Annotated in this window: 20 protein-coding genes; 11 read left to right on the top strand and 9 right to left on the bottom strand. The window is 60.1% G+C overall.

The features are described 5' to 3' along the window. Positions 1 to 76 precede the first annotated feature (76 nt). Complete coding sequence (locus tag ACRQFC_RS06115) at positions 77 to 1,894, top strand: InlB B-repeat-containing protein (RefSeq protein ID WP_087070063.1); 1,818 nt, start codon at positions 77 to 79, stop codon at positions 1,892 to 1,894. Between the two features lie 221 nt (positions 1,895 to 2,115). Here the strand turns inward: ACRQFC_RS06115 and ACRQFC_RS06110 are convergent, their stop codons facing one another. The 3 genes from ACRQFC_RS06110 to ACRQFC_RS06100 form a co-directional block, all read right to left on the bottom strand. Then, entirely contained in the window at positions 2,116 to 3,300 is a 1,185-nt protein-coding gene (locus tag ACRQFC_RS06110; RefSeq protein WP_180948684.1) for a cation diffusion facilitator family transporter, read from the bottom strand. Positions 3,301 to 3,631: 331 nt separating this feature from the next. Continuing rightward, positions 3,632 to 4,810 (bottom strand): SKG-like transmembrane protein, encoded by a 1,179-nt coding sequence (locus ACRQFC_RS06105; RefSeq protein ID WP_101595628.1) that lies wholly within the window; start codon positions 4,808 to 4,810, stop codon positions 3,632 to 3,634. Between the two features lie 304 nt (positions 4,811 to 5,114). Then, positions 5,115 to 7,979 carry an HAD-IC family P-type ATPase gene (locus ACRQFC_RS06100; protein ID WP_101595631.1) on the bottom strand — a complete coding sequence of 955 codons (2,865 nt, stop codon included), beginning with the start codon at positions 7,977 to 7,979 and terminating at the stop codon, positions 5,115 to 5,117. 198 nt (positions 7,980 to 8,177) lie between these two features. Between ACRQFC_RS06100 and ACRQFC_RS06095 the strand changes: the two genes are divergently transcribed. Next, complete coding sequence (locus ACRQFC_RS06095; protein ID WP_143231815.1) at positions 8,178 to 8,957, top strand: hypothetical protein; 780 nt, start codon at positions 8,178 to 8,180, stop codon at positions 8,955 to 8,957. Here ACRQFC_RS06095 and ACRQFC_RS06090 read toward each other — a convergent pair. Further along, positions 8,954 to 9,991: a sugar-binding transcriptional regulator gene (locus ACRQFC_RS06090; RefSeq protein ID WP_244899299.1), complete on the bottom strand. Its 1,038-nt coding sequence runs from the start codon at positions 9,989 to 9,991 to the stop codon at positions 8,954 to 8,956. The two genes, ACRQFC_RS06095 and ACRQFC_RS06090, sit on opposite strands and share 4 nt — an antisense overlap. A gap of 115 nt (positions 9,992 to 10,106) precedes the next feature. Here ACRQFC_RS06090 and ACRQFC_RS06085 point away from each other — a divergent pair, with 115 nt between their 5' ends. From ACRQFC_RS06085 to ACRQFC_RS06060, 6 genes are read left to right on the top strand one after another with little or no spacing between them, the layout of a single operon-like run. Continuing rightward, the gene (locus ACRQFC_RS06085; RefSeq protein WP_026429010.1) at positions 10,107 to 11,096 is read left to right on the top strand and encodes a phosphotriesterase family protein; all 990 of its coding nucleotides are present in this window, start codon (positions 10,107 to 10,109) and stop codon (positions 11,094 to 11,096) included. Between the two features lies 1 nt (position 11,097). After that, positions 11,098 to 11,754 (top strand): 3-dehydro-L-gulonate-6-phosphate decarboxylase, encoded by a 657-nt coding sequence (locus ACRQFC_RS06080; RefSeq protein ID WP_087070059.1) that lies wholly within the window; start codon positions 11,098 to 11,100, stop codon positions 11,752 to 11,754. Then, on the top strand, positions 11,742 to 12,626 hold the full coding sequence (locus tag ACRQFC_RS06075) for an L-ribulose-5-phosphate 3-epimerase (protein WP_234984425.1): 885 nt from the start codon (positions 11,742 to 11,744) through the stop codon (positions 12,624 to 12,626). Before ACRQFC_RS06080 ends, ACRQFC_RS06075 begins: the two co-directional genes overlap by 13 nt. Positions 12,627 to 12,634: 8 nt before the next feature. Beyond that, positions 12,635 to 13,303 (top strand): L-ribulose-5-phosphate 4-epimerase, encoded by a 669-nt coding sequence (locus tag ACRQFC_RS06070; RefSeq protein WP_026429007.1) that lies wholly within the window; start codon positions 12,635 to 12,637, stop codon positions 13,301 to 13,303. Further along, entirely contained in the window at positions 13,300 to 14,247 is a 948-nt protein-coding gene (locus ACRQFC_RS06065; RefSeq protein WP_087070058.1) for a sugar kinase, read from the top strand. Before ACRQFC_RS06070 ends, ACRQFC_RS06065 begins: the two co-directional genes overlap by 4 nt. A 29-nt stretch (positions 14,248 to 14,276) precedes the next feature. After that, on the top strand, positions 14,277 to 15,629 hold the full coding sequence (locus tag ACRQFC_RS06060) for an MFS transporter (RefSeq protein WP_087071139.1): 1,353 nt from the start codon (positions 14,277 to 14,279) through the stop codon (positions 15,627 to 15,629). 201 nt (positions 15,630 to 15,830) lie between these two features. On the opposite strand, the gene ACRQFC_RS06055 is transcribed toward ACRQFC_RS06060, so the two are convergent. From ACRQFC_RS06055 to gnd, 5 genes are all read right to left on the bottom strand, one after another. Continuing rightward, positions 15,831 to 16,583 carry an iron ABC transporter ATP-binding protein gene (locus ACRQFC_RS06055; RefSeq protein ID WP_026429004.1) on the bottom strand — a complete coding sequence of 251 codons (753 nt, stop codon included), beginning with the start codon at positions 16,581 to 16,583 and terminating at the stop codon, positions 15,831 to 15,833. Between the two features lie 107 nt (positions 16,584 to 16,690). Continuing rightward, positions 16,691 to 17,746, bottom strand: coding sequence for an iron chelate uptake ABC transporter family permease subunit (locus ACRQFC_RS06050; RefSeq protein ID WP_087070057.1), 1,056 nt, complete (start codon positions 17,744 to 17,746; stop codon positions 16,691 to 16,693). Continuing rightward, entirely contained in the window at positions 17,743 to 18,744 is a 1,002-nt protein-coding gene (locus ACRQFC_RS06045; RefSeq protein WP_026429002.1) for an ABC transporter permease, read from the bottom strand. Before ACRQFC_RS06045 ends, ACRQFC_RS06050 begins: the two co-directional genes overlap by 4 nt. 63 nt (positions 18,745 to 18,807) lie before the next feature. Further along, positions 18,808 to 19,860, bottom strand: coding sequence for a siderophore ABC transporter substrate-binding protein (locus ACRQFC_RS06040; protein ID WP_284896028.1), 1,053 nt, complete (start codon positions 19,858 to 19,860; stop codon positions 18,808 to 18,810). Positions 19,861 to 20,427: 567 nt separating this feature from the next. Continuing rightward, positions 20,428 to 21,885: an NADP-dependent phosphogluconate dehydrogenase gene (gnd, locus tag ACRQFC_RS06035; RefSeq protein WP_284896030.1), complete on the bottom strand. Its 1,458-nt coding sequence runs from the start codon at positions 21,883 to 21,885 to the stop codon at positions 20,428 to 20,430. A gap of 343 nt (positions 21,886 to 22,228) precedes the next feature. Between gnd and ACRQFC_RS06030 the strand changes: the two genes are divergently transcribed. Genes ACRQFC_RS06030 through ACRQFC_RS06020 form a run of 3 tightly spaced genes read left to right on the top strand, consistent with a single transcriptional unit; the run spans position 22,229 to position 23,927 of the window. Further along, on the top strand, positions 22,229 to 22,567 hold the full coding sequence (locus tag ACRQFC_RS06030; protein ID WP_026428999.1) for a helix-turn-helix domain-containing protein: 339 nt from the start codon (positions 22,229 to 22,231) through the stop codon (positions 22,565 to 22,567). Then, on the top strand, positions 22,564 to 23,334 hold the full coding sequence (locus ACRQFC_RS06025; protein WP_284896032.1) for an ImmA/IrrE family metallo-endopeptidase: 771 nt from the start codon (positions 22,564 to 22,566) through the stop codon (positions 23,332 to 23,334). The genes ACRQFC_RS06030 and ACRQFC_RS06025 overlap by 4 nt, the downstream gene beginning before the upstream one ends. Further along, positions 23,331 to 23,927, top strand: a complete 597-nt coding sequence (locus ACRQFC_RS06020; RefSeq protein WP_284896035.1) for a PIN domain-containing protein — start codon at positions 23,331 to 23,333, stop codon at positions 23,925 to 23,927. Before ACRQFC_RS06025 ends, ACRQFC_RS06020 begins: the two co-directional genes overlap by 4 nt. Positions 23,928 to 24,016: the final 89 nt, after the last annotated feature.

Raw genomic sequence — 24,016 nt, 5'->3', positions numbered from 1 at the left:
TTAAGAATTAACTCTCCAATTGTGATTTACTTGAGTTGAGTTTACTCATCACTCATCTAAGGTAAGGACACACCACATGCTCACGCGAAACCTTTCGAGGGTGCTGGCGGTGATCGCTGCTATTGCGATGGTCGTCGTTGGGCAACCCCTGCGGGCGGAGGCGGCGCCTCAGTCTGTTGATTTTAACTACGTGATCGGTGAGAAGATACAAAAATTTGAGTTCACCGCTCACAATCCAGATAACCCTTCGGAAAGTATTACCTATCCGAGCGACCCGGCCAAGCGTTACAACTACAAGCGAATTCCGGCGGGCTGGGTGCTCAACGGTCAGATCGTTATGCAGCCGGGCTGGAAGATTACCAGCACGGGCTCGGATCTGCTTTACCCCGATAACCTCGAGCAGAGCGTGACCGGGATCGGGAAGGACGCCGTCCTCACGTACCACGTGAAGGACGTGAAACCGACCGAAAATATTTACTTCCAGCAGATCTCCTACGAACAGTTCAATTACGCCACCTATGACCTCAACGGCGGTACCTGGACCGATAAGATTCCGACCGATCCGCTGCATCAGGCCCAGGATGGCTCGTTCTACAGCATGTTCATCACCCCGCACGGCACCGTGCAGAAGCCCACGGACCCGGTGCGCGAGGGTTACACCTTCCTCGGGTGGATTGGGAAGAGCACTCTCAATATTCCGGCCGTCGAGCCGCCCTACAAGTACAACGTGTACACAGTGGATAAACCTTACCGTTTCGACGAAATTGACCCGAACCGGCTGCTGGGATACCGCCGGCAAAACGTGGTCAATCTGACCGCGGCGTGGGCCAAGGAGCCGGCCCTCGAGGTGAAGAACATCGAGATTTGGGAGGGTGAGGCATTCACTCCTTCGGATATGGTCGTCTCCGCCACGGATTTTGCCGGCAAGGATCTGACCGATCCGGCCAACGGTGGCTCTGTCACGCCCGCGGGCGATTATGACAATGCTGTTGCTGGCGAATACCCCATCACTTTCACGGCGAAGGACAGCAAGGGCGGTATGGTTACTCGCACCGCGAAGCTGATCGTCAAGAAGCGTTGGACCCCGCTCATTCCCGCCCCGGAGCTCACGCTCAAGAACGTGGAAATCAAGGCCGGTGAGCCTTTCGATCCGGTGGATATGGTGGTTTCTTCCAGCGGCACGGCCGTGCCCAGCCCGGATAACGTATACGATCCGAAGACTCCCGGTACCTACACTCTCACCTTTACGGTGACGAACGAGCAGGGTGTGAAACGTACGGCGACGGCGCAGCTAGTTGTCAAGCAACCTTGGGTCATCATCGAAGCTGCTCCGGAGCTGAGCCTCAAGGATATGACCATCACCGTGGGTGATCCTTTCGATCCCGCGGATATGGTGGTGTCCTCCAGCGGCACCGCGGTGCCCAGCCCGGATAATGCCTATGACCCGAATACCCCGGGAACCTATGATTTGAGCTTCACGGTGACCGATGAGAAGGGTGCCACGGTAACTCGGACAGCGAAGCTGACCGTCAAGCCGAAGCCCGAGCCGGCACCGGAACCTGCGCCTGAGCCTGGAACGGAAACTCCGGAGCCGGGTGAGCCTGGAACTCCGGGTCAGCCGGGCAACCCGGGCCAGCCTGGTGACCCCGGTCAGCCTGGGCAGGCATCGGGTACGACGCCCAGCACGCCTGAAACTCCCGGAACTCCTGGTGAACCCAGCCAGCCCGGCACAACCGGTGCGACCGCTACCCCCGGCAAGCAGGGCACGGTAGCCAAGGCGGGCAGCCGTTCCCTCGCCCATACCGGTAGTGATGCGGCGGCGCCCTTCGCTCTGGGTGGCATGCTTGTTCTGGCAGGCGGAGCCCTCGTGGCTACTCGCCGCAAGAATTCTTAGGGCTGCTTGCTAATTGCCGGTGCTCTATTCTGCCGGTTATTCTGCCGGCTCGCTATCCCGCTAAGGCACTAGCAAAAACACGTGTGGGGGCACCTCCGATTGGGGTGCCCCCACACGTGTCTGCGGTTCTTATCAGCGGTCTGCGGTTGCTTTCGGTCACGCTCGCGGTATAGATGCTCGCGGCCCAGTGCTTACTCACCGCCCGCGCTTAGCGCCACTCTCTACCCATGCGGCACGTACTCACATTTGCTATGCTCGGCCGGCTCCAGCTGGAAAGTGGAATGCTCCACCTTGACCGGGAAATGCTCGGCGACGCACTGCTGGAGCTGATCGAGGATCCGCGGGGCGTGCCCGTCGAAGAAGCACTCATCCTCAACCACCACGTGGGCGCTGAGCACCGGCAGCCCGGTGGCGACCGTCGTCGCATGCATATCATGCACCCGAATCACGTGCGGCAGATTCTCCATATGCTGGCGCACTTCGTCCAGGTCCAGGCCCTGCGGCGTCGCCTCCATCAACACGTTGAGCGCAGTGGACAGAATCCGCAGCGCACGCGGAATAATAAGAATTCCGATGAGGATCGCGGCAATCGCGTCCGCGCCGCCCCAGCCGGTGAAGTAGATCGACGCCGCCGCCACGATCACCGCAACCGAACCGAGCGCGTCATTGCAAACTTCCAGGAAGGCGGCCTTCATATTGAGGCTGGCGCCGCGCCCGGTGAAGAGGATCAGCATGGAAGCGATATTGCCCAGCAGGCCGATAATGCCGAAAATCAGCAGCGGCGCAGCCGGCATCTCCGGCGGGTCGGTCAGGCGTTTGATCGCTTCGATGATCACGAAAATACCCACGCCGAGGAGCAGCGTCGCCTGCAAGCACGCGGAAATAATCTCCGCCCGAGCATAACCCCAGGTGCGGCGGTTGGTTGCGGGTTTGGTGGTGAGGTGAGCGGCCACCAGCGCCATGACCAGGCCGGCGCTATCGGTGAGCATATGGCCGGCATCCACAAGGAGGGCCAGCGAGCCGAGCCAGAACGCCCCGATCACCTCGGCGATCAGAATCGAGAAAGTAATACCGAGCGCCCAGGCGATGCGCCCGCGTTGCGCCCCGGCGCCGTGCACATGCCCGGGCCCGTGCTCATGGCCGCTGGCATGATCATGACCGGCAGCGGGAGCTACCGCGGTGGGCGTACGAGCCAGGTGGCATAGGTGCGCGTTGTCGCCATCCTCGCTAACTTCGCCATTTTCGCCGTTTTGGCCGGCCACGCTAAATGATTCGCCATCCTCCTCGGATGGCGTGCTCTCCTCCGACGCCGATGCGGCGGAGGCGCCAGAACTGCGCTGAGCGCAGGTGCATTGCCCGCCGGCGTGGTCGCCGTGCTCACAATGATAATAATTATTATTATGCATAACATAACCTCCTTGGGGCTCTGAGTGTACCTGCCCGCCCGTGTTTTCGGCAGGGTACGGCCTGTGATGCAGGGCATGTACGACGACGCCTATGTGGCCACGCGCATAATATGCAGTGATGTGGGCCGGGGAGGTGAGAAAGTCCGGGACGGTGAGCAAGTCCGGCGAGGCGGCGGGCGGAGCCAGCCGGTTGGGCCAGCGAGCCGCGGCGGCGAGGTAGCGGCCCGGGCCAGAATGCAAAGCACCCGGGCGCTAATTCCGTGAAAGGAATCGGCGCCCGGGTGAATGAATGCGCAATAGGCCCACGGGGGTGCTGATGAGGGCGACGCCCCTACTGCATTGTGATATCTATTCCGCAGGAGTCCATGACGAGGATGAAGTTGAGCAGGTCAGTCATGAACTTGGGGTCCTCAATTTCGTTGCCGGCCATGATGTCGCCCTTGCTGGCGCGTTCGATGACATCGATGAACTGGTCGGATAGCTTGCCCTGTGCGGCATTGCCGATGCAGGTGCCGACGTCGTCACGCGCAGGTTTACCAAATGCTGCGGTGAAGCTCGGGTCCTTGAGGAAGGTATCGAAGAGCGCTGCGATTTTTTCCGGCGGGTAGGTGTAGGTCAGCCCTTCTTTGCCGTCCTTACCTGTTGAGCCGCCCGAGTCACCGGAGGGTGCGGGGGCGGGCGTGGTAGGCGAATCAAGGATGGGTGCCTTGCTGGTTTCCGGAGCGGCCGTGGCGTCCGGGGTGGCGGGTGCGCTAACCGAAGGAACCGAGCTGGGATCGGGCTGCGCATCATCGCTGGCCTTATCCCGGTTGAGGAAGAAAATAAGGCCAACAACTAGAGCGATCAACGCGATGATTCCCACGCCGATACCAACAAACAGGCCGGTTTTGCTCTGCTTGGGCTGCTGACCGTAGCCGACCGGATAACTCCCGCGCGGACCATTCGGGCCGCCAGGTCCGTTCGGGCCACCTGCGCCGGGGTACTGATTGCCCGAGCCGCCCGGGTAGCCGGCGCCGCCATATTGCCCGCCGGGATAGCCCGGGCCGCCGTACTGCCCGCCCTGGCCGGAACCGTATTGCGGGGCCTGACCCGGATAATTACCCCGCTGCGGGTAACCAGCCTGGCTGCCGTAGTGATTGCCTTGGCCAGCCTGGCCGGGATACTGGGTGCCGGTGCCGGCGCCGGCCTGAGCTCCCGGATATGCGGGGCCGCCGTAGTGCCCGGCTTGCCCGGGTTGTCCGGCTCCGTACTGCCCGCCCTGCCCGGCGGCGCCATACTGGCCCTGACCGGGATAAGCGGCGGTAGGTGCACCGTAGGCCTGAGTGGGGTAATCGCCCGAAGGTGAGCTGGGCGTGGAAAAAGCTTGGGTGGGCGCGCTGGCAGCATCAGCTGCGCCGGCGGCTTCGGGCGCGCTGCCCGTGCCGGGAGTGGTGTTCTCGGAGCCGTGCGGAGGGAAAGCTCGGGTGGGTTCGCCGCCCTGCGGCGAACGGGTTGCGTCTTCTTCGCTCACGATAAATCCTAACGATGCGCGGGAGCGGCGCCCGGCAACTCCACGCGCTGACCGCGTACGGTAACCGGCGAAAACGCCCCCGATGTGACAGGTGGCTAGCCGCTTTCCGCGCGCCTCCGGATATGCCGGAGCGCCCGGTTACACGAGCCAAGCCACATTCATTCAATCAGAGAGCGGCCGGGAGCGGCAAGCAAGTTTCGCGTTTGCCAAGCTCAGGGGCCTTCGGCCAGCAGAGAAACATCCGCTACTTCGCGCTCGCATTCAGTGTCACGCGCGTCCAGCCTCACGCGCAGCTCAGCCCGTGCTACTTCACCGCAGCCGCCACACTCACCCTCGCGCCATCCCCCGCGCGCCGCTCCGCCGTCGCCTTCTTACGCAGCTCAGCCTGGGTGCGCTGCGCGGCCCGCTGCTCCGCGCTTTGCCAGAGCCGAGCCGGCTCCCCGAAGCGTAGCCCCAAGAACCACCACAGCGCCTCGATTAGCGCCGCGCCAACCGCACCCACCAGCGTGCCCAGGGCCATCGCCCCGGAGTTAGAGGAATCCAGCATGAACACGCGCTGCGTGAGGGGCCACAGGAAAATCACCCCGTAACCCACCAGCGGCAGCAAAATAAGAAGAATCTTCCACCAGACATAGGGCCGGGCCACCACCACGAGCACCCACGAGGAGGCAATAATCATCGTCAGGAGCGTCGCGGTGGACACCTGAGTCGCATATGCCGAGCTAGCTGCGCCGTCGTACAACATGACGTAGGTAATAAAAGTCGCAACCCCCACGATCAGGCCCGCCGGGAAACCGAAACGCATGACGCGCTGCACGAAACCGGGGCGGGCGGCGTCGTTATTCGGCGGCAGGGAGAGGAGGAAGGCCGGGATGCCGATGGTGAACCAGCCGGTGATCGTCACGTGAATTGGTACGAAGGGATAGGGCAGTGCGAAGAGTAGCACCGCGATGGCGAGCACCGCCGAATACACCGTTTTGGTGAGGAAAAGCCGCGCCACGCGTTCGATATTTCCGACCACGCGCCGGCCTTCGCCCACCACATGTGGGAGGGAGGCGAATTTATCGTCGAGGAGCACGATTTTCGCGACCGAGCGAGTGGCGGAGGTGCCCGAACCCATGCCGATGCCCAGGTCGGCGTCCTTGAGGGCGAGTACGTCATTGACGCCATCGCCCGTCATCGCGACAGTGTGTCCCGCCCCGCGCAGCGCCGCGACCATGGCGCGCTTCTGATCCGGGGTCACCCGCCCGAATACGGCATTCTCGTTGATCGTTTCCGCGAAGCTCGCCTCCGGGATGGTGCGCGCGTCCACGGGAGTGCCCACATCGACGCCGAGCTGCGTGGTCACCGCACCGACCGCCGCGGCATTATCGCCGGATATGACTTTGACCGCCACGCCCTGCGAATCGAAATAGCGCAGAGTATCGGAGGCGTCCGGGCGGATTTTCTGGTCTAGCAGAATAAAAGCGAGCGGCTCGAGGTTGCCGGGCGCGTTCGCGGCCGTGACCGGCGTATCGCTGCGGGCCAGGAGCAGCACGCGCTGGCCGGTGGCGGCGATGGCGGCGGCGCGCTCGCGGGCGGCGGCGAGGGCCGGGTTGCTAGACGTGGCGGCGCTGCCTGCGGCGGGGTCGCTAGTTGGAACGACGGCGCTAGTTGGGGCGGCGGCGCCCGCCGGGCCGTCCGCACTCGCCAGATCGAGGAGCACATCCGGGGCGCCCATAATCCAGTGCTGGCCATTGGCGAAACTCACCCCGGACCACTTCTTTGCCGAGGTGAACGGCTGGCGCTCGGCTACCTCCCACGGCTGGGCCGGCGCGCCGAGGGCTTCCTGGATGGCTTCCATGGAGGAGTTCGGGGCCGGGTCGGCCGCGCCCAGCTGGGCCAGGGCTTCCCGGGCGGTGGCCTGAGCGCGCGCGGCGGAAGTGGCGGCGTCGTCGTGCTGTTCCCGCGCGGTGCCGGAACTGGAACCGGCGCAAGAACTCGCGCCGCCGGAATCAGAACCGGAATCAGAACCGCTGCTCACAGCCGCGCCGGGCACCAACTCGAGCCCCGCGAAACGCAGGGTATTTTCGGTAAGAGTGCCGGTTTTGTCCACGGCGACGGTATCCACGCGCGCGAGGCCTTCGATGGCCGGCAGCTCATTGACCAGCACGTTCAGGCGTCCGAGCCGGATCACACCCAGCGCGAAAGCGGTCGAGGTGATGAGCACCAGGCCTTCGGGGATCATCGGCACCAGCGCGCCGGTGACCGAGAGCACGATGTCGCGCCAGTGCGCGCCGATGGCGGCCCAATCCAGGCCCACCACGCGGATCTGGCCCCAGATGGTCAGCAGCCCCACGGGCACCAGCACCCAGGTGATGGCTTTGAGGATGCGGTCGATCCCGTTTTGCAGCTGGGAATCGACGAGCGAGAATTTCGAGGCGGCGGAGGTGAGTTTGGCGGCGTAGGCGTCGGCGCCCACGCGGGTGGCGCGGTAGCTGCCCGAGCCGGAGGAGACGAAGGAGCCGGACATCATCGCGGCGCCGGGTTCCTTGTGGATGGAATCGGATTCGCCGGTGAGGAGCGATTCGTCCACCTCGAGGTAATCGGCTTCGGTGACGAGGCCGTCCACCACGACCTGCTCGCCGGCGGCGACCACGATAATATCGCCGAGCACCACCTCTTCGCGCGCGATTTCGTGCACCTCGCCCTCGCGGCGCACTCGCGGATGTGCTTCGCCGATAACCGCCAGGGAATCGAGGGTGTGCTTGGCGCGCAGCTCCTGAATAATGCCGATAATCGAGTTCGCAATAATGAGCAGGCCGAAAGCGCTATTGATCCACGAACCGGTGAGAATCACGGCAATAAATAGCACGCCGAGCATGAAGTTAATGCGGGTGAAAACGTTATCGCGCACAATCTGCGCGGCCGAGCGCCCCGAGCGGTCCGGGAGGGTATTCGCCTTGCCCTCCGCGGCGAGCTGGGCGGCCTGCGCGGCGCTGAGCCCAAGGGCCGGGTCGCTCGCGGGCACGTGCTCGTTGCCGGTGGTGGGGTCGGTGGCGGGATCGGTCAGGGCGAGGGACTCGGGTTCCCGTTGCGCGGGTTTGCTTGCGGCGGGGGCCGGGGCGGTGGGCGCCGGGCCGGGCGCGGTCGAGTCAAAGTCCCGCTGCGCGGGTGCGGCGTCGTTCATAAAAAACGATTCTAGGCAAGGAAGCTGGACGGCGGGTGAATGTTTCTTGGGTGCGGGGCGCAATGGGGCTGGGACGGCGCGGGCGGTGACGCAACGGCGCGGGCGGTGCGCAACGGTGTGGGCGGTGCTCGAACGGTGCGGGCGCGCCGGGTTGCGGTGCCCGTCACACTTACGCGCCGTGCGGCGGTAGCATGAGGTATGGCACGAAAGAATATTTTCCGCAGCGTCGCGGGAATCTGCGCGGTTGCGGCCCTCGCTTCCTGTAGTAGCACGACGACGCCGCAGCAGGCCGCAAGCACCCCGGCACCGTCGGCCGGTTCGGCAAGCGCTACCCCAACGGCGGGCGCGGCGGGGTCATCAAGCAATGCAGCGCCCTCGCCTGCTGCGGCTGGCTCGCCCGGTGCGGAACCCGCATCGGGGGAGGCGATCATGGCGGAAGCTCTGCGTGCGGTCGATGGCATGACGGAGTTCGAGGTCGGGGTGCTGCGCACCAATAACAGCTCTGGCCTGGATGATTGGGCTTCGCGACTCAGCGTCAATGAGCTGGTGCAGCGCTATGACGGGGATAAGGTGCTCGAATATACCATCAACGGGCAGCCTCCCAATAAGGCGAGCCTGGCGCCGCTTTCGAAGGACGATATGCGGTTCCTGATTCGCAGCGCCGATTACGGCGCCGAAAATGAGCGCGGGGTTGTATCGGGGGAACTGCGTCAAGGCACGAAACTTCCTTCACTGGGTACCCAGCTCATGGATACCTGCGCGCAGGATGGCGACTGGGTCATTCTCGCGGGCAGCGTGGGATATAACCGGCGCACCGGGGTGATCGAATACGTGGATTACATGGTGGAAAGCCCCGATTTCACTCAGGGAGTGCGCGGGCCGGACGGACAGGCTCGGGAGGAAAATATGGCCTGCCGCACCGTCTGGGACTTCCGCTCCGTGAACGGCTCGGTGATCGATAAGCCACCGGCGAGTTAGACCTCTTCAACGAGAGCCGCAGCGGTGTAATCGTCGGTAATCAAGGCGTCAAGATAGCCACCCACCAGCACTGCTTCTATAGCGGCAACCTTTTCCGTGCCGTAAGCCACCCCCACCACAAAAGGGATATCGCGCAGTTTAGAGGGGTGGAGGCACACGGTACGGCGGCACAAGGACACATCAACATGCTTTCCCTGGGCGTTAAGGTAGTGCCCGTTGAGGTGCGCCACCGCGTGTTTCCGAGCCAGCTCACGTTGAATCGGATGGGTGATCCATTTGCGCAGCAAGGGGCTAGAACCAGCTATGGACACCGCCCCGACTCCCACCAATGCCACATCGGCACGAGCGGCTAAATCCAAGGTGCGATGCACCGATGGTTCCTGGCTCATCGCCTGCGCAGCTAACTCGGTTTCAAACACCAGCGGTACGGGAAGAACCCAGTGGTTGCCCCCGAGTTTCTTCGAGGCGGCTCGGCATAAATCCGGGCTATCTATGAAGGGGAGTCCCGAACCGGTCATTCCCAGAATAGGAACGACACAAGACGAGGTCCAGGTGCGTCGGGGCAGTTTCGCTACCGTAGCGGCCACCGCGCGACCATTAGAAATTGCCACGGTAGAACGAGGGTTGCAATGTGCCAGCAACACATCTGCCGCGGCGGAGCCAATGGCAGATTTAGTGTCCGCTTCGCTGGTGGCGACCACTCGTACTTCCTTGAGCTGGTAGGTATCGAGTAGCTGTTGCTCCAAACCAAGGAGACGTGCCGAGGGATGGGAAATTTCTATTTTCACAATCCCGGCCGCGCGAGCCTGTGCCAATAACCGGGAAACCGTCACTCGAGAGTAGCCAATTTCAGCAGCTATGTCGCTTTGCTTGGCATTATCAAGGTAGTACCTTTTGGAAACTTCCAGGAGTAATTCGAGGTGCTCGCGGTCATAAATAGTATGTGCTTCCTTGGACATATGTTCAGCATAGCTGATAGCACCACTTTCGGAGTGATGATTATCGCCGTTATTCGGCGTGAATCTGGTGCTCATTCATCAATTCACGGAACATATGTTCAAAATACTCCTTTTCTGCTTGACAAACTCTATCTACGCTGAATGCCAGGCCTCAGATAGAGGTAGTCAGTTGCAATCAAAGGAGAATGCAATGAGTTACGCACGCACAATCAAAGGTGATGTGGCGCCGGAGACCCTCGGGGTTGTAAATGCGCATGACCACTTGATTCGTACGGGAGCCGGGGAAGTGTACATTGACCCCGATCATTTGCTGGCGGATGTGGACAAGGCCGTCGAAGAAGGAACATACTTTGCCGAGGCTTCGCTGAAGTGGAGTCCTCACGGCGGCACGGTTGTGGACATGTGTCCGGCTAACTCGGGGCGTGACCTGGAGAAGTTGCTGGAAGTTAATAACCGGGTGCCGAATCTGCAGGTGATTGCCTGCACCGGTTTCCACCGCGAAAAGGTCTACCTCGAGACCCGTTCGCACTGGGTCAGCCGCTACACGGTCAACCAGATTGCCGACCTGTTGATTAAAGACATTACAGAAGGTATCGACCGTTTCGACTACTCCGGGCCTATCGTGGAACGCACCAAGATGAAGGCCGGGTGTATCAAAGTCGCGACTTCCTACGGCATGATTACCGATTTTGAATACAAGTGCATGCGGGCATGCGCTATTGCTTCCATTGAGACAGGTGCACCGATTAACACGCACACCACGTACGGCACCTGCGGGATTGAACAGGCTCGGGAGCTCATTAAGCTCGGTGTGCCGGCGGACCAGATTGCCATCGGCCACATCCAGCGCAATGCCGATGTGTGGTATTTGAAGCAAATCCTCGATACCGGAGCCTGGCTGGAGATTGACGGCACTCACCGAATCAAGTACCAACCGGATTCCAACCGGATCATGGAGCTGCGCGAACTTGGAAAACTGGGATACGGCAAGCGGATTATCCTGGGAACCGACTCGGGTAAGGCCTCCTATCAGAAAGCCTACGGTTCCGTGACAGGGGTTGACTTCAATCCTGCCGTGGATGGACCTCGCATGCTCGACGAAGGTTTTGATCGCGCTTACGTGGAAGACCTGCTGATGTACAACGCGCAGCGCTTCTTCACCATGCGTAAGGACAGCTAAGATGCGGCCACAACTGCAAATTGCCCTCGATACCTTAACTATGGAAGACGCGCTGGCGCCCCTGCAAAAAGCGCACTCCCAGATTGACATTATCGAGTGCGGCACCATCTTGATTATCAATGAAGGCCTACGGGCAGTGCGAGAAATCCGCGCTTTGTTTCCCGAAAAACCGATTCTGGCCGATGTACGCATCGCGGAAGCGGGTTCCCTCATTGCCCGGAATTGCTTCGAGGCGGGAGCGTCGTGGGTGTCCTGCGTGGCGGGTGCATCGCTGACCACTATTGAACAGGTGGTCAAGGTAGCCGAAGGTTTCCACGGCGAGGTGCAAGTGGAACTGGCTGAGGAACACTACACCCTGGAAAAAGCCCGGAAGTGGGCGGATATTGGGGTGAAACACGCCATCGTGAAGCGCTCGCGTGACTTGGAAGCCGCGGGGAAACTCACCTGGGGACCTCATGACTTCGAACGCATCGCGCAGTTGAAGGAACTCGGTTTCACGGTAACTATCACCGGAGGGATGAGCGTGGCTGACCTCGACGCATTCTCGGGGCAATACCCGGATATCATCATCGCGGGTCGCACTATCACCCAGGCCGAAGATCCCCTGGCGGCCGCCACCGCCCTGCAAACCAAGATAAGGCAGGTGTGGAACGCGTGACGCAGCGAAAAGAATCCACTGTCACCCTGGGAATCTACGAAAAAGCCTTGCCTAGCACAGATGACTGGGGTGTATTTTTCCGCAACGCCAGGGAAGCTGGGTTTTCCTTCGTGGATCTTTCCATCGATGAAAGCGTCGAGCGCATGAAGCGCCTCGAGTGGGATTACCGCCAACGGCAGAACGTGCGGGAAGCAGCAAGGCAGGCCCATATCCGTTTAGGGGGCATCTGTCTTTCGGCGCATCGGGCAGTCATGCCTGGTTCACAAGACCCGCAGATGCGCCAGCGAGCCCTTGAACTGTACCGGAAAGCGATTGATTTCTGTGTGGACATGGGTATTCCGGTCGTGCAAGTGGCGGGTTACTACGCCTACTACGAACCTCACGACCCCGATGCGGCGCAACGCTACCTGGAAACTCTTGCCCTCGCCTTACCCTACGCGGAACAACGCGGCATTATCCTCGCTATCGAAAATGTGGATGGGAACGACCTCGCAGCTATACCTGACGTGGTCAAAGTTCTCGAGCAGCTGCCCTCGCCCTGGCTGCGCATCTACCCCGATATCGGCAACATTGCCGAACACGGCGGGGATGCAACCAGCGAATTGGCAGCGGGGGAAGGGCGCATGGTCGCTTTGCACGTCAAAGACGTACTTCCCGGACAACCTCGACGGATACCGCTGGGCGAGGGATGTGTCGATTTCCCGGCAGCCTTCCGAGAACTCGCGCGTCAGAACTGGAGTGGCAGAATCATGCTCGAAATGTGGAACGACGACGCTCCGGACTCAATCGCGAAGTGCATCGCCGCACGCGAATATCTTGAGGTGCTCCTGAGGCAATCAAACATTATCGTCATTCCCCCAGAAAGGACGTAACCGTAACTATGCTCGAGCAATTACGCGAAGAAGTGTGTGCCGGCAACTTAGAACTACCACGTCACGGATTGGTTGCCTGGACAGGCGGGAACCTTTCCGCCATTGACGAGGAAACCGGCTACATCGTCATTAAACCCTCGGGGATGCGCTACGAAGACATGACACCCAAGGACATGGTGGTCGTGGCTCCCGACGGCCGGGTAGTGGAAGGGGAACACGGACCGTCCTCGGATACGAGCTCACATCTCTATATCTACCAACACAAAAAGGATGTCAAATCGGTCATTCATACTCATTCCCGCTACGCCACCGCATTTGCGGCGGTAGGGAAACCCATCCCCTGTTGCCTAACAGCCATCGCGGATGAATTCGGCGGCCCTATTCCTTGTGGAGGGTATGCCAGAATCGGCAGCGATGAAATCGGAGCGGAGGTCATCCGTTCCATCGGGGATTCCCCTGCCATATTGATGAAGCAGCATGGCGTGTTCACTATTGGTTCGTCTATTGCCAAGGCGCTACAAGCTGCTGTGATGGTAGAGGATGTGGCTCGCACCGTCGCGATCGCCACCGGCCTCGGGCAGATTGAGGATCTGCCAGCTGAGGAAGTATTAGCCAATCATGATCGTTACCAAAATCGGTACGGCACTATGAATGCAAGTTTAGGAGTTCGACAATGAAGTACGAATTAACCACCATTGGTGAAGGTCAGATTCGGCTGACCTGCCCCAAAGGAGAACACCTCGTTTCCTCCCGGGGATTAAAGATGACCGCCGCGTGTTCTGAAGCGAATGTTGCCGGATTACTGGCCCAGCTAGGCAAGAAAACGGCTTGGTGTACGGTACTGCCCGAAAGCGGCCTTTCCGAAAGGGTTCTCTCGGAATTCCGTTCGGCCGGGATCGACCTGTCTAACGTAGTGATGCGGAAAGAAGGGCGGGTGGCACTCTATTTCCTTGAACCAGGCGAGATGCCGCTACCCGGCAAGGTCACCTATGACCGTTTACACACCCCATTTCGGGACATTGACATCGACGATGTCAACTGGGATGACATGCTAGATACCAAGATGGTGTTCGTCACCGGTATCACTGCTGCTTTGACGGAAAAAACCGCTAAGGTATTGACCTACTTCGTTGATCAGGCCCATGAGCGGAAAATCAAAGTAGCGCTTGACGTCAACTACAGATCCCTCCTGTGGGACGGCGCCCAGGCACGTAAGGTGCTAGAACCGATTGCCCGGAAGTCTTCCATCGTGTTCTGTTCCCGCAGGGATGCTGGCTCGGTTTTCGGGCTCAAGGGTAGCGGCCCGCAAGTTTGCCACGACCTGCGCGAATTCCTCGAGGTTCCGGTGGTTGTTTCCACGGATCAACTGGACGGCACCTATTCTTCTACCGCTGAAGGCGAGAAGGTCTACGACGTGGAACGTGTGCCCGTGATGGATCGGCCCGGGGCCGGAGATTCCTTCGTAGGCGGTACCTTGTATGGCTATCTCAATGGCGATCTCGATGCCGGGGTACGGATTGGGATGCGAACCGCGAAGATCGCGCTAACACATCACGGTGACTTAACCCGTATCAGCCACGGCGAACTGGAAACTGCCGACAACTCTGACATCTTGCGCTAGAAGTGGCGACGTGTAAAGGAGAATTAATGATGAGTAGTTCTGTAACTGCAATGCAGCAAGTTGACTCCCGTCCGCTAACCCGCAACCAGCGCAGTTTGATCGGCATGACCGTGGTGGGTAACATTTCGGAGTTCTTCGATTTGTTCCTCATTGGCTTCGTCATCGCCCTGTTGATGAAAACTCCAGGCTGGGAACTCACCGGAATGCAAGCCGGCATCATCGGAGCGGCTTCCGGCGTGGGTACCGTAGTCGGAGCGATTATGTGGGGCCGCCTCGCCGACAGCTTCGGACGTAAAACCGCTTTCATTAGTTGCATCGTGGTTTTGGTGGTATTCACGGCTCTGTGTCTGACCATCACGCCCGGTCAATGGCTGTTACTGGCTCTCTACCGCGTTGGTGTGTGCATCGGGGTTGGGGGTCTGAACATCACTTCTATCCCCTATGTCCAGGAATTCGTTCCCGCGAAACAGCGTGGCTTACTCTCTGGTCTGACCTCGGTTTTCATTCCTCTGGGTATTTTCTTAGGGTCCTTGGCAACAAAGTTCCTCGGTGAACCCTTGGGATGGAAAGGACTCATTGCCCTGGGGTGTGTACCCGTTGTTCTCGTGGCGTGGGCCTTCTTCGTCCCGGAGTCGCCGCGCTACCTGGTGTCGCGCGGTCGGGTGGAAGATGCACGCAAGGCCTATGCCTGGGCACTCCAGATTCCCGTTGAAGAAGTGGGTGAGCTTCCTGTTTATGAACAAAAGCAAGCGGCATCATACGGAGTTATTTTCACCAAGTATCCCAAAGCGTTGGCGATTGTTACCTTTGGCTCCTTCTGTTTCATCTTAGGTTCCTTCACCATTCAGTCCTGGGGACAGGCCATCCTCGGCGAATCCTTCAAGTTCGATATCTCCACGGTGGTCTACATGTTCATGGGTGTTTCCCTGGCAGATCTGCTCGGACGCTTGGGCTCAGCGTGGATTTCTGACCGCATCGGGCGGCGCACAACCATGCTGATCTGGGGCGTCCTTGGCGGTATCGGCTGCCTAATTGCGGCCTTTGCCAGCCAAATGGATGGATACTCAGCCGGGATTATCTTCTTCATCGGCATCCTCATTGCCATGGCCTTTGGTGACGGCGCCTTCGGTATCTTGAACGCCTTCGGTGCCGAGCAATTCCCCAACGAGGCTCGCTCCACCGGGCTCGGCCTGGGGTACGGGATAGGTGCCACGGCAAAGATATTCGGTCCCTACATGGTGGGAGCGATGATCGGAGGAGGTAAACCGACCCCGGAAGTGGTTCTGGTGCCCTTCGTCATCTTCGCGGTATTGCTCTTCATCGGCGCGGGCATCTATATGTTCGCGAAAGAAACTAAGGCTTTGCAATTAGAAGAAGTCTAGTTTTCTTATGTCGCCATCCGTGATGGTGTAGCCTTGTGTTTCATCAAAGTCCTCCCGAGGAATGAACTGGCTAATTTGTCATTAACCAGGTTCACTCCTCGGGAGGTTCTGTATCAGGGTCAACGCAGGGCCTACATGAATGAAAATAATCTCCGTGCTGGGCCGTGCAATTCTCATTGCGCCCAGCACGCACGCCTCAGGCTAATAAATCGCGACCGGGCCGCAGGGGCCGGGGATCACGTCGATCTCCGCGTCGAAAATCGCGGAGAGGCGCTCCGGGGTCATAATATCCGCCGGGGTGCCGGCATCCATGACCACGCCTTCGCGCATGGCAATAATGCGATCCGAGTAGCGTGCCGCGAAATTAATATCGTGGATAACCAGCACGATGGTGCGGTGAAGCTCGTCCGCGGCCTGGCGCAGGTGGCGCATCATCTGCACCGAATGCGAAATATCCAAGTTATTGAGCGGCTCGTCCAGCAGCACGCAATCGGTTTCCTGGGTGAGGACCATCGCCACGTAGGCGCGCTGGCGCTGCCCACCGGAGAGCTCATCCAGGTAGCGCCCTTCCAGCTCGGTCAGCCCAAGGAAATCAATATAGCGGGAAATGATCTTCTCATCCTCGGCGGTCAGGCGCCCATTCGAATACGGGAAACGCCCGAAGCCGACCAGCTGACGCACCGTCAGGCGGGTAACGAAGTGATTTTCCTGGCGCAGAATCGCGAGAATCTTGGCAAGATCGGCGGATTTCGTCGTCGTCACATCAAGACCCGCCACCGCAATCGCGCCCGCGTCCATACGCATAAGCCGCCCAATCATCGTGAGTAGCGTGGACTTGCCCGCACCATTCGGACCCACCAGGGCCGTCACCCCGCCGTGCGGAATATCCAAGGTGACCGGGCCGATCCGCACCTCCGAACTGTAATCGCGGCGGGTGCCCTCCATACGGATCATCGGATCGGCGCAGCTCAGATCGGCCGCACGCAGATGCGGGGAGACCACCGGCGGCACCGGCGCGGGAACCTCAAGATGCGTGCCTGCTGTTTTCTTGCGGTGGCGCATTACAACCGCCCCTTTCTCAATACGACGACGAGGAACGTCAGGCCGCCCACCAGCTCAATAATGATGGAGACCACGCCTTCCGCCGAGAAAATATTTTTCATCACGAAGAAGCCACCCATGAGCACCGCGTAACCAATCACGGCGGCCATGGGGAAGAGGAAACGGTGATCGTAGGTATCCGCCGCCTGGTAGGTGAGGGTTGCCACGAGGAAACCGAAGAACGTCATCGGCCCCACCAGCGCCGTGGACACCGAGACCAGCACCGCGATAAGTGTGAGCGAAATGAGCAGCATCCGCAGGTGATTGACGCCCAGCGACACCGCCACATCGCGCCCCAGCGCAATCGCGTTGAGGGAACGCGAAATGAGGAGGAGCGCCAGGCCCGCCCCGAGCGCTAGCGGCAGCGCCGCCACGAACACATCCGAACGCGCATTCGCGATGGTGCCGAACATGCGCGCGGACAGCACATCAAATTCGGAGGGCGTGAGCATACGCTGCATAAACGCGGACAGTGAGCCCAAGCCAGTGCCGATAATAATGCCGATAAGCAGCATAATATGCAGGCTGCCGAGCTTACCGCGCAGCAGCCAGCCGTACAGCGCCAGCGCACACGCCACCATAATCGCCACCTGGATGAGGAAGGCCCGCACCCCGGTGAAAGCCACGAATCCGGCCACCCCGAAGAAGAAAATCGTGGAGGTGTGAATCACCGAATACAGCGACTCGAAACCCATAATCGACGGCGTAAGAATCCGGTTGGTGGTCACCGTCTGGAACGCGAGGGTGGCTAGCGACTGGCAAAAGGCCACCAGCAGAATCGAAAACACCGCCTCGGCTCGCATCCGGGTAATAATCCAGAAGCCCTCGCTTCCCACCGCCACCGGAATATTCCACACAAAATAGAGCGCGGTGAAAGCCACGCCGAGTAGCGCGATGCCGATGAGCAGCAGCCAGTAGCGCCGCCGCGCCCGCGGGGTCGCGAAGGCACCCGCGTGGCGGGGAGCTGCGCCCGTGGCACAAGATTTTTCGGGAGATTGTGGTACGACGACGCTCATGAGAGCCTCCGGCGCTGCCGCAGAATAAGGAAGATGAACACGGCCGCTCCCAGGGTGCCGAGGATCAGTGACACCGGGATTTCAAAGGGAGCGATGAGGGTGCGGGATACCAGGTCGCAGACCGTGAGGATCCCGGCCCCGAAAACGCACACCCAGGGGAGGTTGGAGCGCAGATCATCCCCGCGCAGCAGCGAAATAATATTGGGGACGATGAGCCCGAGGAAGGGAATGCGGCCGATCACCACGGTGACCACGCCGGTGGTCAGGGCGATCACCCCGGTGCCGAGCAGCACGATGAGGTTGTAATTCACGCCCAGGCCGGTGGCCACATCCTCACCCAGGCCCGCCACCGTGAGGCGGTCGGCCAGGATGAAAATAAGCACCGTGGCGATAAGAACGATCCACAGCGGTTCGTAGCGCCCGGCCACCACATTAGCGAAACTGCCCTGGAACCACACCCCTAGGGTTTGCAGGGTGTCAGTTTTGAGGGCGAAGAACGTGGAAATGGCGCTGACAACCGCGCCGAGCATAATCCCCACAATCGGCACAATCACCGAGGAGCGCAGCGTGACCCGGCGCAGCACCAGGAAGAAAATAATGGTGCCGATAAAAGCGAAAAGGATGGCGGCCAGCATCTGCTCGATAAGCGAGGTATGCGGGACCAGGAACATTACGACGAGCAGCCCGAGGCCGGCCCATTCGGTGGTGCCCGTGGTGGTGGGTTCCACGAATTTATTTTGGGTCAGCAGCTGCATAACCAGCCCGCACATGGCCATGGCGGCGCCGGCCAGCACCAGGGAGGCGGTGCGGGGGATGCGGGTGGCGAAGTACATGAATTCGCCACCTTCGTGCTCGGCGATATTGTAGGTGCCGGTGGTCATGGATAGGTAGACCAGGCCGGCCAGAATAATAATGCCGAGGGTCAGGGGCAGGGCGCGCAGCAGCCTGCTCGCGGTAGGTCTGCGTGAGGAAAGAGAACTCTGCGGTGGTGTTGTCATGGGCGTACATGCTGCGGGGGGCGGGTTCCCGGCCCCCGCAGGTTGGTTAGCCTCTAGCCTGAGCTACTTGGCGGCCTTGAAGGCCTTAGCCAGGTCGTTGAGGAATTCGATGTAGGTTTGCGGACCTTCATTGACGTAGGTATCCGCGGGCATGGTCAGGATCTGCTTCTTCTGCACCGCCGGCACATTGGCCATGGCGGGGGAGTTGGTTACCAGATCAGCACCGTGAGCTTCGTTGCCTTCGCCCACGCCGGCATCGCGGTCCATAATGAGGATCCACTCGGGGTTGGCCTGCGCCAGAGCTTCGTCGGAAACTTCGTCACCCTTGTGGTTCGAGGTTCCTTCACCCAGATCGAAGGCCGGGGTGAGGTTGAGGAGCGGGTAGAGCGGCCCGAGGGTACGGCCCACGCCCGGGGCGAGGTAACCCATCTTGCCACCGTTGGTGTTGATGGACAGCACCTTCTGGCCGGCCGGGTAGGCATCGCGCGCGGCGGCAATCGCGGCATCCAAGTCCGCGTTGAGCTTGGCGGCTTCCTTTTCCTTGCCGAAGATCTTGCCCAGATCCTCAACGTCCTTCTTCATGCCGTCCATGAGCAGTTCGCCGGACTTATTGGCGTCCGCATCCTGTTCTTCCTTGGGTAGCACGATATTCATATCGATAATCGCGGCGTTCGGAGCGGCAGCCTTGATCTTGTCATAATGCTGGGCGAAGCGCTGGCCCACAATAACCAGATCCGGGTTGGCCGCGGTAATCGCCTCGAAATTCGGTTCGCGGTGGTTGCCGATATTCACGACCGAGTCATCCTTGACGTACGGATCGTCCTTCGGCATCACATCCTTGGGGGCCGCGAGGAGCTTGACGCCCCATTCATGCAGGGTTTCGAAAGTGCGGTTATCCAGGGAAACCACGCGCTCCGGATTGACCGGAACTTCGTGGGTGCCGTGCGAATCCGTAATCGAAACGCTGCTGGGGGCTTCCGAGGTGGCCTCAGCGGCGGGTTCTGAAGCGGCGGCCGAAGGGGAGGAGGTATCCTTGGCCGAGTCATTGGAGCAAGCGCCCAGAGCGAGGGTGCCGGCAGCCACAAGCGCGAAAAAGCCGCGAACTGTCTTCTTCATCGTTTACCTTTGCGTAGAGTAAAAAATTGTTAGGGAAGGAAGTCCTAACCCATCCATGAGTGTACTTATACGGGACACCATAATTCAAGGCTATGTGCATAATGCGGCATTATGCCAGTTCCGCGCTGTGTATAGACCTTAACTAATATGGCATCTTTTGGAGACACTGTCACGGAACAGGGTTTCGGGGTGGTCGCGGTGCTGGCCCGCTAGGACCTCGGGCCGGCAGGCCGCGCGGTAGCGCGGCGTCGTCGTCGTGCTACGTAACGTTCCCGCGGACCGAGGCGGGGTAGAAGCACCTCGGCAGCAAGATGTGGAACGGATCTTGCCACCGAGGTGCAGTCGCTGTGGTGTATAGCCACTGGCGAGGGATAGTTATGCACCCCGTTGAGAATTCGGGAGGCCCGCGCCCGCGGTACTACTCTTCAAGGTTACGCTACCGAAGGTTAGTGCGGCGGGAACGGCGCCCCGGGATATGTCACATCTGTGGATAACTCAACAAACGTTGATTGGCCCCAGCACGCCCGGCCCTGGCGTTCTTAAACGCAGCTACTTAGCCCAGCTGGCCTAGTCCCAGCGCTCTTCCGGGCGAGCCGGATCCTGCCACACGGTGTGGAACACGCCCTCGGTATCGAGGCGGCGATAGGTATGCGCCCCGAAATAATCGCGCTGGGCCTGAATGAGATTGGCCGGGAGGCGTTCGGCGCGCACGCCGTCGTAGTAGGCCAGCGAGGACGCGAAGGCCGGGATCGGCACCCCGCGCTGCGCGGCGAATACCACAATCCGGCGCCAGGCCTCAACCGCCCCGGAAATCTCGGAGCTGAAATAGGGGTCGGCCAGGAGGAGCGGGAGATCGGGCTGGCGGGTGTAGGCCTCGGTGATGCGGTCCAGGAAAGCCGCGCGGATAATGCAGCCCGCGCGCCAAATCCGCGCCATCGCGCCCAGGTCAATGCCCCAGGAATTCTCCAGGGAACCCTTGCGGATGAGCTCGAAACCTTGGGAGTAGGCCACCATCTTGGAGGCGTAGAGGGCCAGGCGAATATCCTCGATGAAGCGCTCGCGATCCTCCACCGTGACCTCGGTGGTGTGCCCGGGCAGGGCGCGGCCGGCGGCGCGTTCGGCGGCGTCCCCGGACAGGCTGCGCGCGAAGGTTGCTTCGGCGATCCCGGTGGCGGGCACCCCGAAAGCAGCGGCGTTTTGCACGGTCCAGGCCCCGGTGCCCTTCTGGGCGGCGGCGTCCGCAATCACATCCACGAGCGCGGCGCCGGTGGTGGCATCGCGCTGGCGTAGCACCTCGGCGGTGATCTCAATGAGGTAGGAATCCAGTTCGGTGGAATTCCAGCGCTCGAAAACATCGCCAATCTCCGCGGCACTCATTCCCAGGGCGGTGCGCATAAGATCATAAGCTTCCGCGATGAGCTGCATATCCGCATATTCGATGCCGTTATGCACCATTTTCACGAAATGGCCGGCGCCGTTGGGGCCCACGTAGGTGCAGCACGGTTCGCCGTTCTTGCGCGCGGCAATCGCCTCAAACATGGGGCCCAGGCGATCATAGGATTCGCGGGTGCCGCCGGGCATAATCGAGGGGCCCTTGAGCGCGCCCTCTTCACCGCCGGAGACCCCGGTACCCACAAAATGCAGCCCGCGCGCGGAAATCTCTGCTTCGCGGCGCATGGTATCGGTGAAGAGTGAATTCCCGCAATCCACGATAATATCGCCCGGCTCCATGAGATCGGCGAGTTCCTCAATCACCGCATCGGTGGGCTTGCCTGCCTTGACCATAATAATGGCCACCCGCGGGCGGGCCAGCGAGGCCACAAAATCCGCCATGGATTCGCTCGGGTAGAACTCCCCTTCGCTGCCGTGCTCGGTCATCACCCGCTCGGTTTTCGCGGCGGTGCGATTGTGGATAGCAACTTTGTAGCCGCGGCTGGCGAGGTTACGGGCCAGATTCGAGCCCATCACCGCCATCCCGGTCACTCCGATATCTGCAACGCCAACGGGCGGGGTGGGAATAGACATGCGGCTCCTTCTTCTACGACTTCTCAGAACGCCTGATTGAGGTTTCTAACGGATCTATTCTAGAGTCCCGCGCGCGGATCGTGGATGCGTGTTCCGTTCGCTTCCGTGGTGTGCGTGCCGACTTGACGCCCGGGCCACCGCCACGGTGCCGGGCTCCGGTGCTGAGAGCGGGAAGAACGACGACGCCGCCACTGCCGCTCCCGCCCCTTCTGCCTCGGCTGCTGGCGGGGCGGCGCCACCCGCCCCGCGTCGTCGTAAGAAGTGTGCTGCGCGTTATTCCTACGGCGTCACGTTTCTGCAATACTGTGAGGTGAAGAACCACCATCCAACGAGGAGCCGCGCGATGGAACAGGTAAACGAATATGCCCTGGCGGTAGGTCAGCAGGTTAAAAAATACCGTGCCCACCAGGGGCTTAGCTGTGAAGACTTAAGCGGTAAAAGCGGCGTTGCTCTGCCTGTGCTCACCAGGCTTGAGGCAGGCATGGGAGACGTAAACGGGGCGGATGTTTTGCGCCTAGCGGCTGCGCTGGGCGTAGGGGTTGAGGCTATTTTTGGCCGAACACTGATCCAGGACGATATTACTTTTGCTGCGCGCCCGGGCGAAAAAGACGGCGCCATGAAAAAGATGCGTGATGCGGCTTTCGATTACTTCGCTGCTTTGCGTATGGTGACAGCACCATGAGTGCCGAAACTGATGGGAGTGGCGCGGCGCTCCGTCTCCGGGAAAAATTCGGTTTGGGCACTGATCCGATTAGCGACATTCTTGAGTTGCCGAAACTCCTCCACGTGGATGTTTTGTGTATCGCCGTAGGCGGTGACGAGCACGGTCTCACGGCGAGGGACGAAGAAAACGACTCTTTTGTTTTTGTTGTTAATAGCGCTCTGCCTTACGCGAGGTTTCGTTCGACAGTTGCTCATGAAATAGGGCATTTTGTCTTTCAAGAAGATCTCACTAGTGCAAAGAATCATGGCTATTCGGGGCCGTCGGAAACTCGCGCCCATGCCTTTGCTCGCCACTTGCTTTTACCGTTATCTGCCACCGAAACAATCTGCGCTCAGCAGTCCGGATATCCGAAGAAGGCGTGGCTCAATAGCCTTGTGCGGGGCTACGGTGTCTCGCCTCAAATTGCTGCCTTCCAGATGTCTAACGCTGGTCTGATTGGTTCGAAGGAACTCAGTGAGCTCAGGCAGTACTCCACGAGGAAGCTTGCGGAAGAATACGGGTGGATAAGTCAGTGTCATGCCCGGGAGGCTTCTGTTTCTCAATCTTCGCAAAGACCTCCGGTGTATTTACAAGAAAAAGCTAAGGAGGCGTTCGCGCAAGGAAAAGTTACCGCTGAAGTGGTAGCTGAGATTCTAGGAGTGGATGTGAGCGCTTTAGGTCCTCCACCTTCGGTTGTGCACCACGTCCCAGATATATCTAACGACGACATCTCTGGTTTGATGTGATTATCCTCTTCGACACCTGCTCCCTTTTGCATTTCTTGGCCTCCGGGGAGCATGGCATCCTCACTTCTTGGGCCAAGAAAAAGGGTGCGATCCTAGCGGTTTGCGAGCAGGTCGAGAAAGAACTTGTGCGGGTGATGGCACGCCCGAAGTTCGCTCGGACACTCGCGGATGCCTGTTGGCGGGAACTCCGAGGGAGTCTGACGGTTCTATCGGATTCAGTACTTTTGTCTCCGGCGATGAATCGGGCCATTACTGACATTTGTCGCCGCAATCGTCTCGACGGTAGACCTCCAGCTAAAATTCTTGAGGATGGAAACAACCTCGGAGAATTTCTCACTGCAAGCCACGCTCTTTACGCCGCGCGGCAGGGGGAGCTTGTGGTTGTTGTTATCGACGATAGATACGGCCGCCAACTTGTTTCCGTGGCGAAAACATATTTGCCACGCCCGAGTGCGGAAACCGGCTCAATTTTCGCTTCGTGTGTGAGGGACGTTGTCAATGCTGCGGATACTTCTTGGTTCAGCAGCGGTATAACCCCGGGCGAAGTACTAGCGCGAATGGAAGAGATTGAGCCTGTTCCCCGTTGGTTTTAGGATCTGGATGTTTGCCCATAGCAAAGCCATCAACTATTTAAGGACTAGGGATATCGCCAAAGATGACGGGGCGGGTGGCTGTGCCACCC

The organism is Actinotignum inguinis (assembly GCF_051265835.1).
GTDB classification, from domain to species: domain Bacteria; phylum Actinomycetota; class Actinomycetes; order Actinomycetales; family Actinomycetaceae; genus Actinotignum; species Actinotignum timonense.
The sequence above is the reverse complement of the archived record's forward strand: the minus strand, read 5'-3'. Positions and strand labels throughout refer to the sequence as shown.

Excerpts from the sequence above, each read along its gene's own strand:
- ACRQFC_RS06065 (WP_087070058.1), top strand. The coding sequence starts at position 13,300 with ATGAAGTACGAATTAACCACCATTGGTGAAGGTCAGATTCGGCTGACC.
- ACRQFC_RS06085 (WP_026429010.1), top strand. The coding sequence starts at position 10,107 with ATGAGTTACGCACGCACAATCAAAGGTGATGTGGCGCCGGAGACCCTC.
- ACRQFC_RS06110 (WP_180948684.1), bottom strand. The coding sequence starts at position 3,300 with ATGCATAATAATAATTATTATCATTGTGAGCACGGCGACCACGCCGGC.
- ACRQFC_RS06045 (WP_026429002.1), bottom strand. The coding sequence starts at position 18,744 with ATGACAACACCACCGCAGAGTTCTCTTTCCTCACGCAGACCTACCGCG.
- ACRQFC_RS06025 (WP_284896032.1), top strand. The coding sequence starts at position 22,564 with ATGAGTGCCGAAACTGATGGGAGTGGCGCGGCGCTCCGTCTCCGGGAA.
- ACRQFC_RS06040 (WP_284896028.1), bottom strand. The coding sequence starts at position 19,860 with ATGAAGAAGACAGTTCGCGGCTTTTTCGCGCTTGTGGCTGCCGGCACC.
- ACRQFC_RS06055 (WP_026429004.1), bottom strand. The coding sequence starts at position 16,583 with ATGATCCGTATGGAGGGCACCCGCCGCGATTACAGTTCGGAGGTGCGG.
- ACRQFC_RS06115 (WP_087070063.1), top strand. The coding sequence starts at position 77 with ATGCTCACGCGAAACCTTTCGAGGGTGCTGGCGGTGATCGCTGCTATT.
- ACRQFC_RS06030 (WP_026428999.1), top strand. The coding sequence starts at position 22,229 with ATGGAACAGGTAAACGAATATGCCCTGGCGGTAGGTCAGCAGGTTAAA.
- ACRQFC_RS06095 (WP_143231815.1), top strand. The coding sequence starts at position 8,178 with ATGGCACGAAAGAATATTTTCCGCAGCGTCGCGGGAATCTGCGCGGTT.
- gnd (WP_284896030.1), bottom strand. The coding sequence starts at position 21,885 with ATGTCTATTCCCACCCCGCCCGTTGGCGTTGCAGATATCGGAGTGACC.
- ACRQFC_RS06080 (WP_087070059.1), top strand. The coding sequence starts at position 11,098 with ATGCGGCCACAACTGCAAATTGCCCTCGATACCTTAACTATGGAAGAC.
- ACRQFC_RS06090 (WP_244899299.1), bottom strand. The coding sequence starts at position 9,991 with ATGAGCACCAGATTCACGCCGAATAACGGCGATAATCATCACTCCGAA.
- ACRQFC_RS06070 (WP_026429007.1), top strand. The coding sequence starts at position 12,635 with ATGCTCGAGCAATTACGCGAAGAAGTGTGTGCCGGCAACTTAGAACTA.
- ACRQFC_RS06060 (WP_087071139.1), top strand. The coding sequence starts at position 14,277 with ATGAGTAGTTCTGTAACTGCAATGCAGCAAGTTGACTCCCGTCCGCTA.
- ACRQFC_RS06100 (WP_101595631.1), bottom strand. The coding sequence starts at position 7,979 with ATGAACGACGCCGCACCCGCGCAGCGGGACTTTGACTCGACCGCGCCC.
- ACRQFC_RS06050 (WP_087070057.1), bottom strand. The coding sequence starts at position 17,746 with ATGAGCGTCGTCGTACCACAATCTCCCGAAAAATCTTGTGCCACGGGC.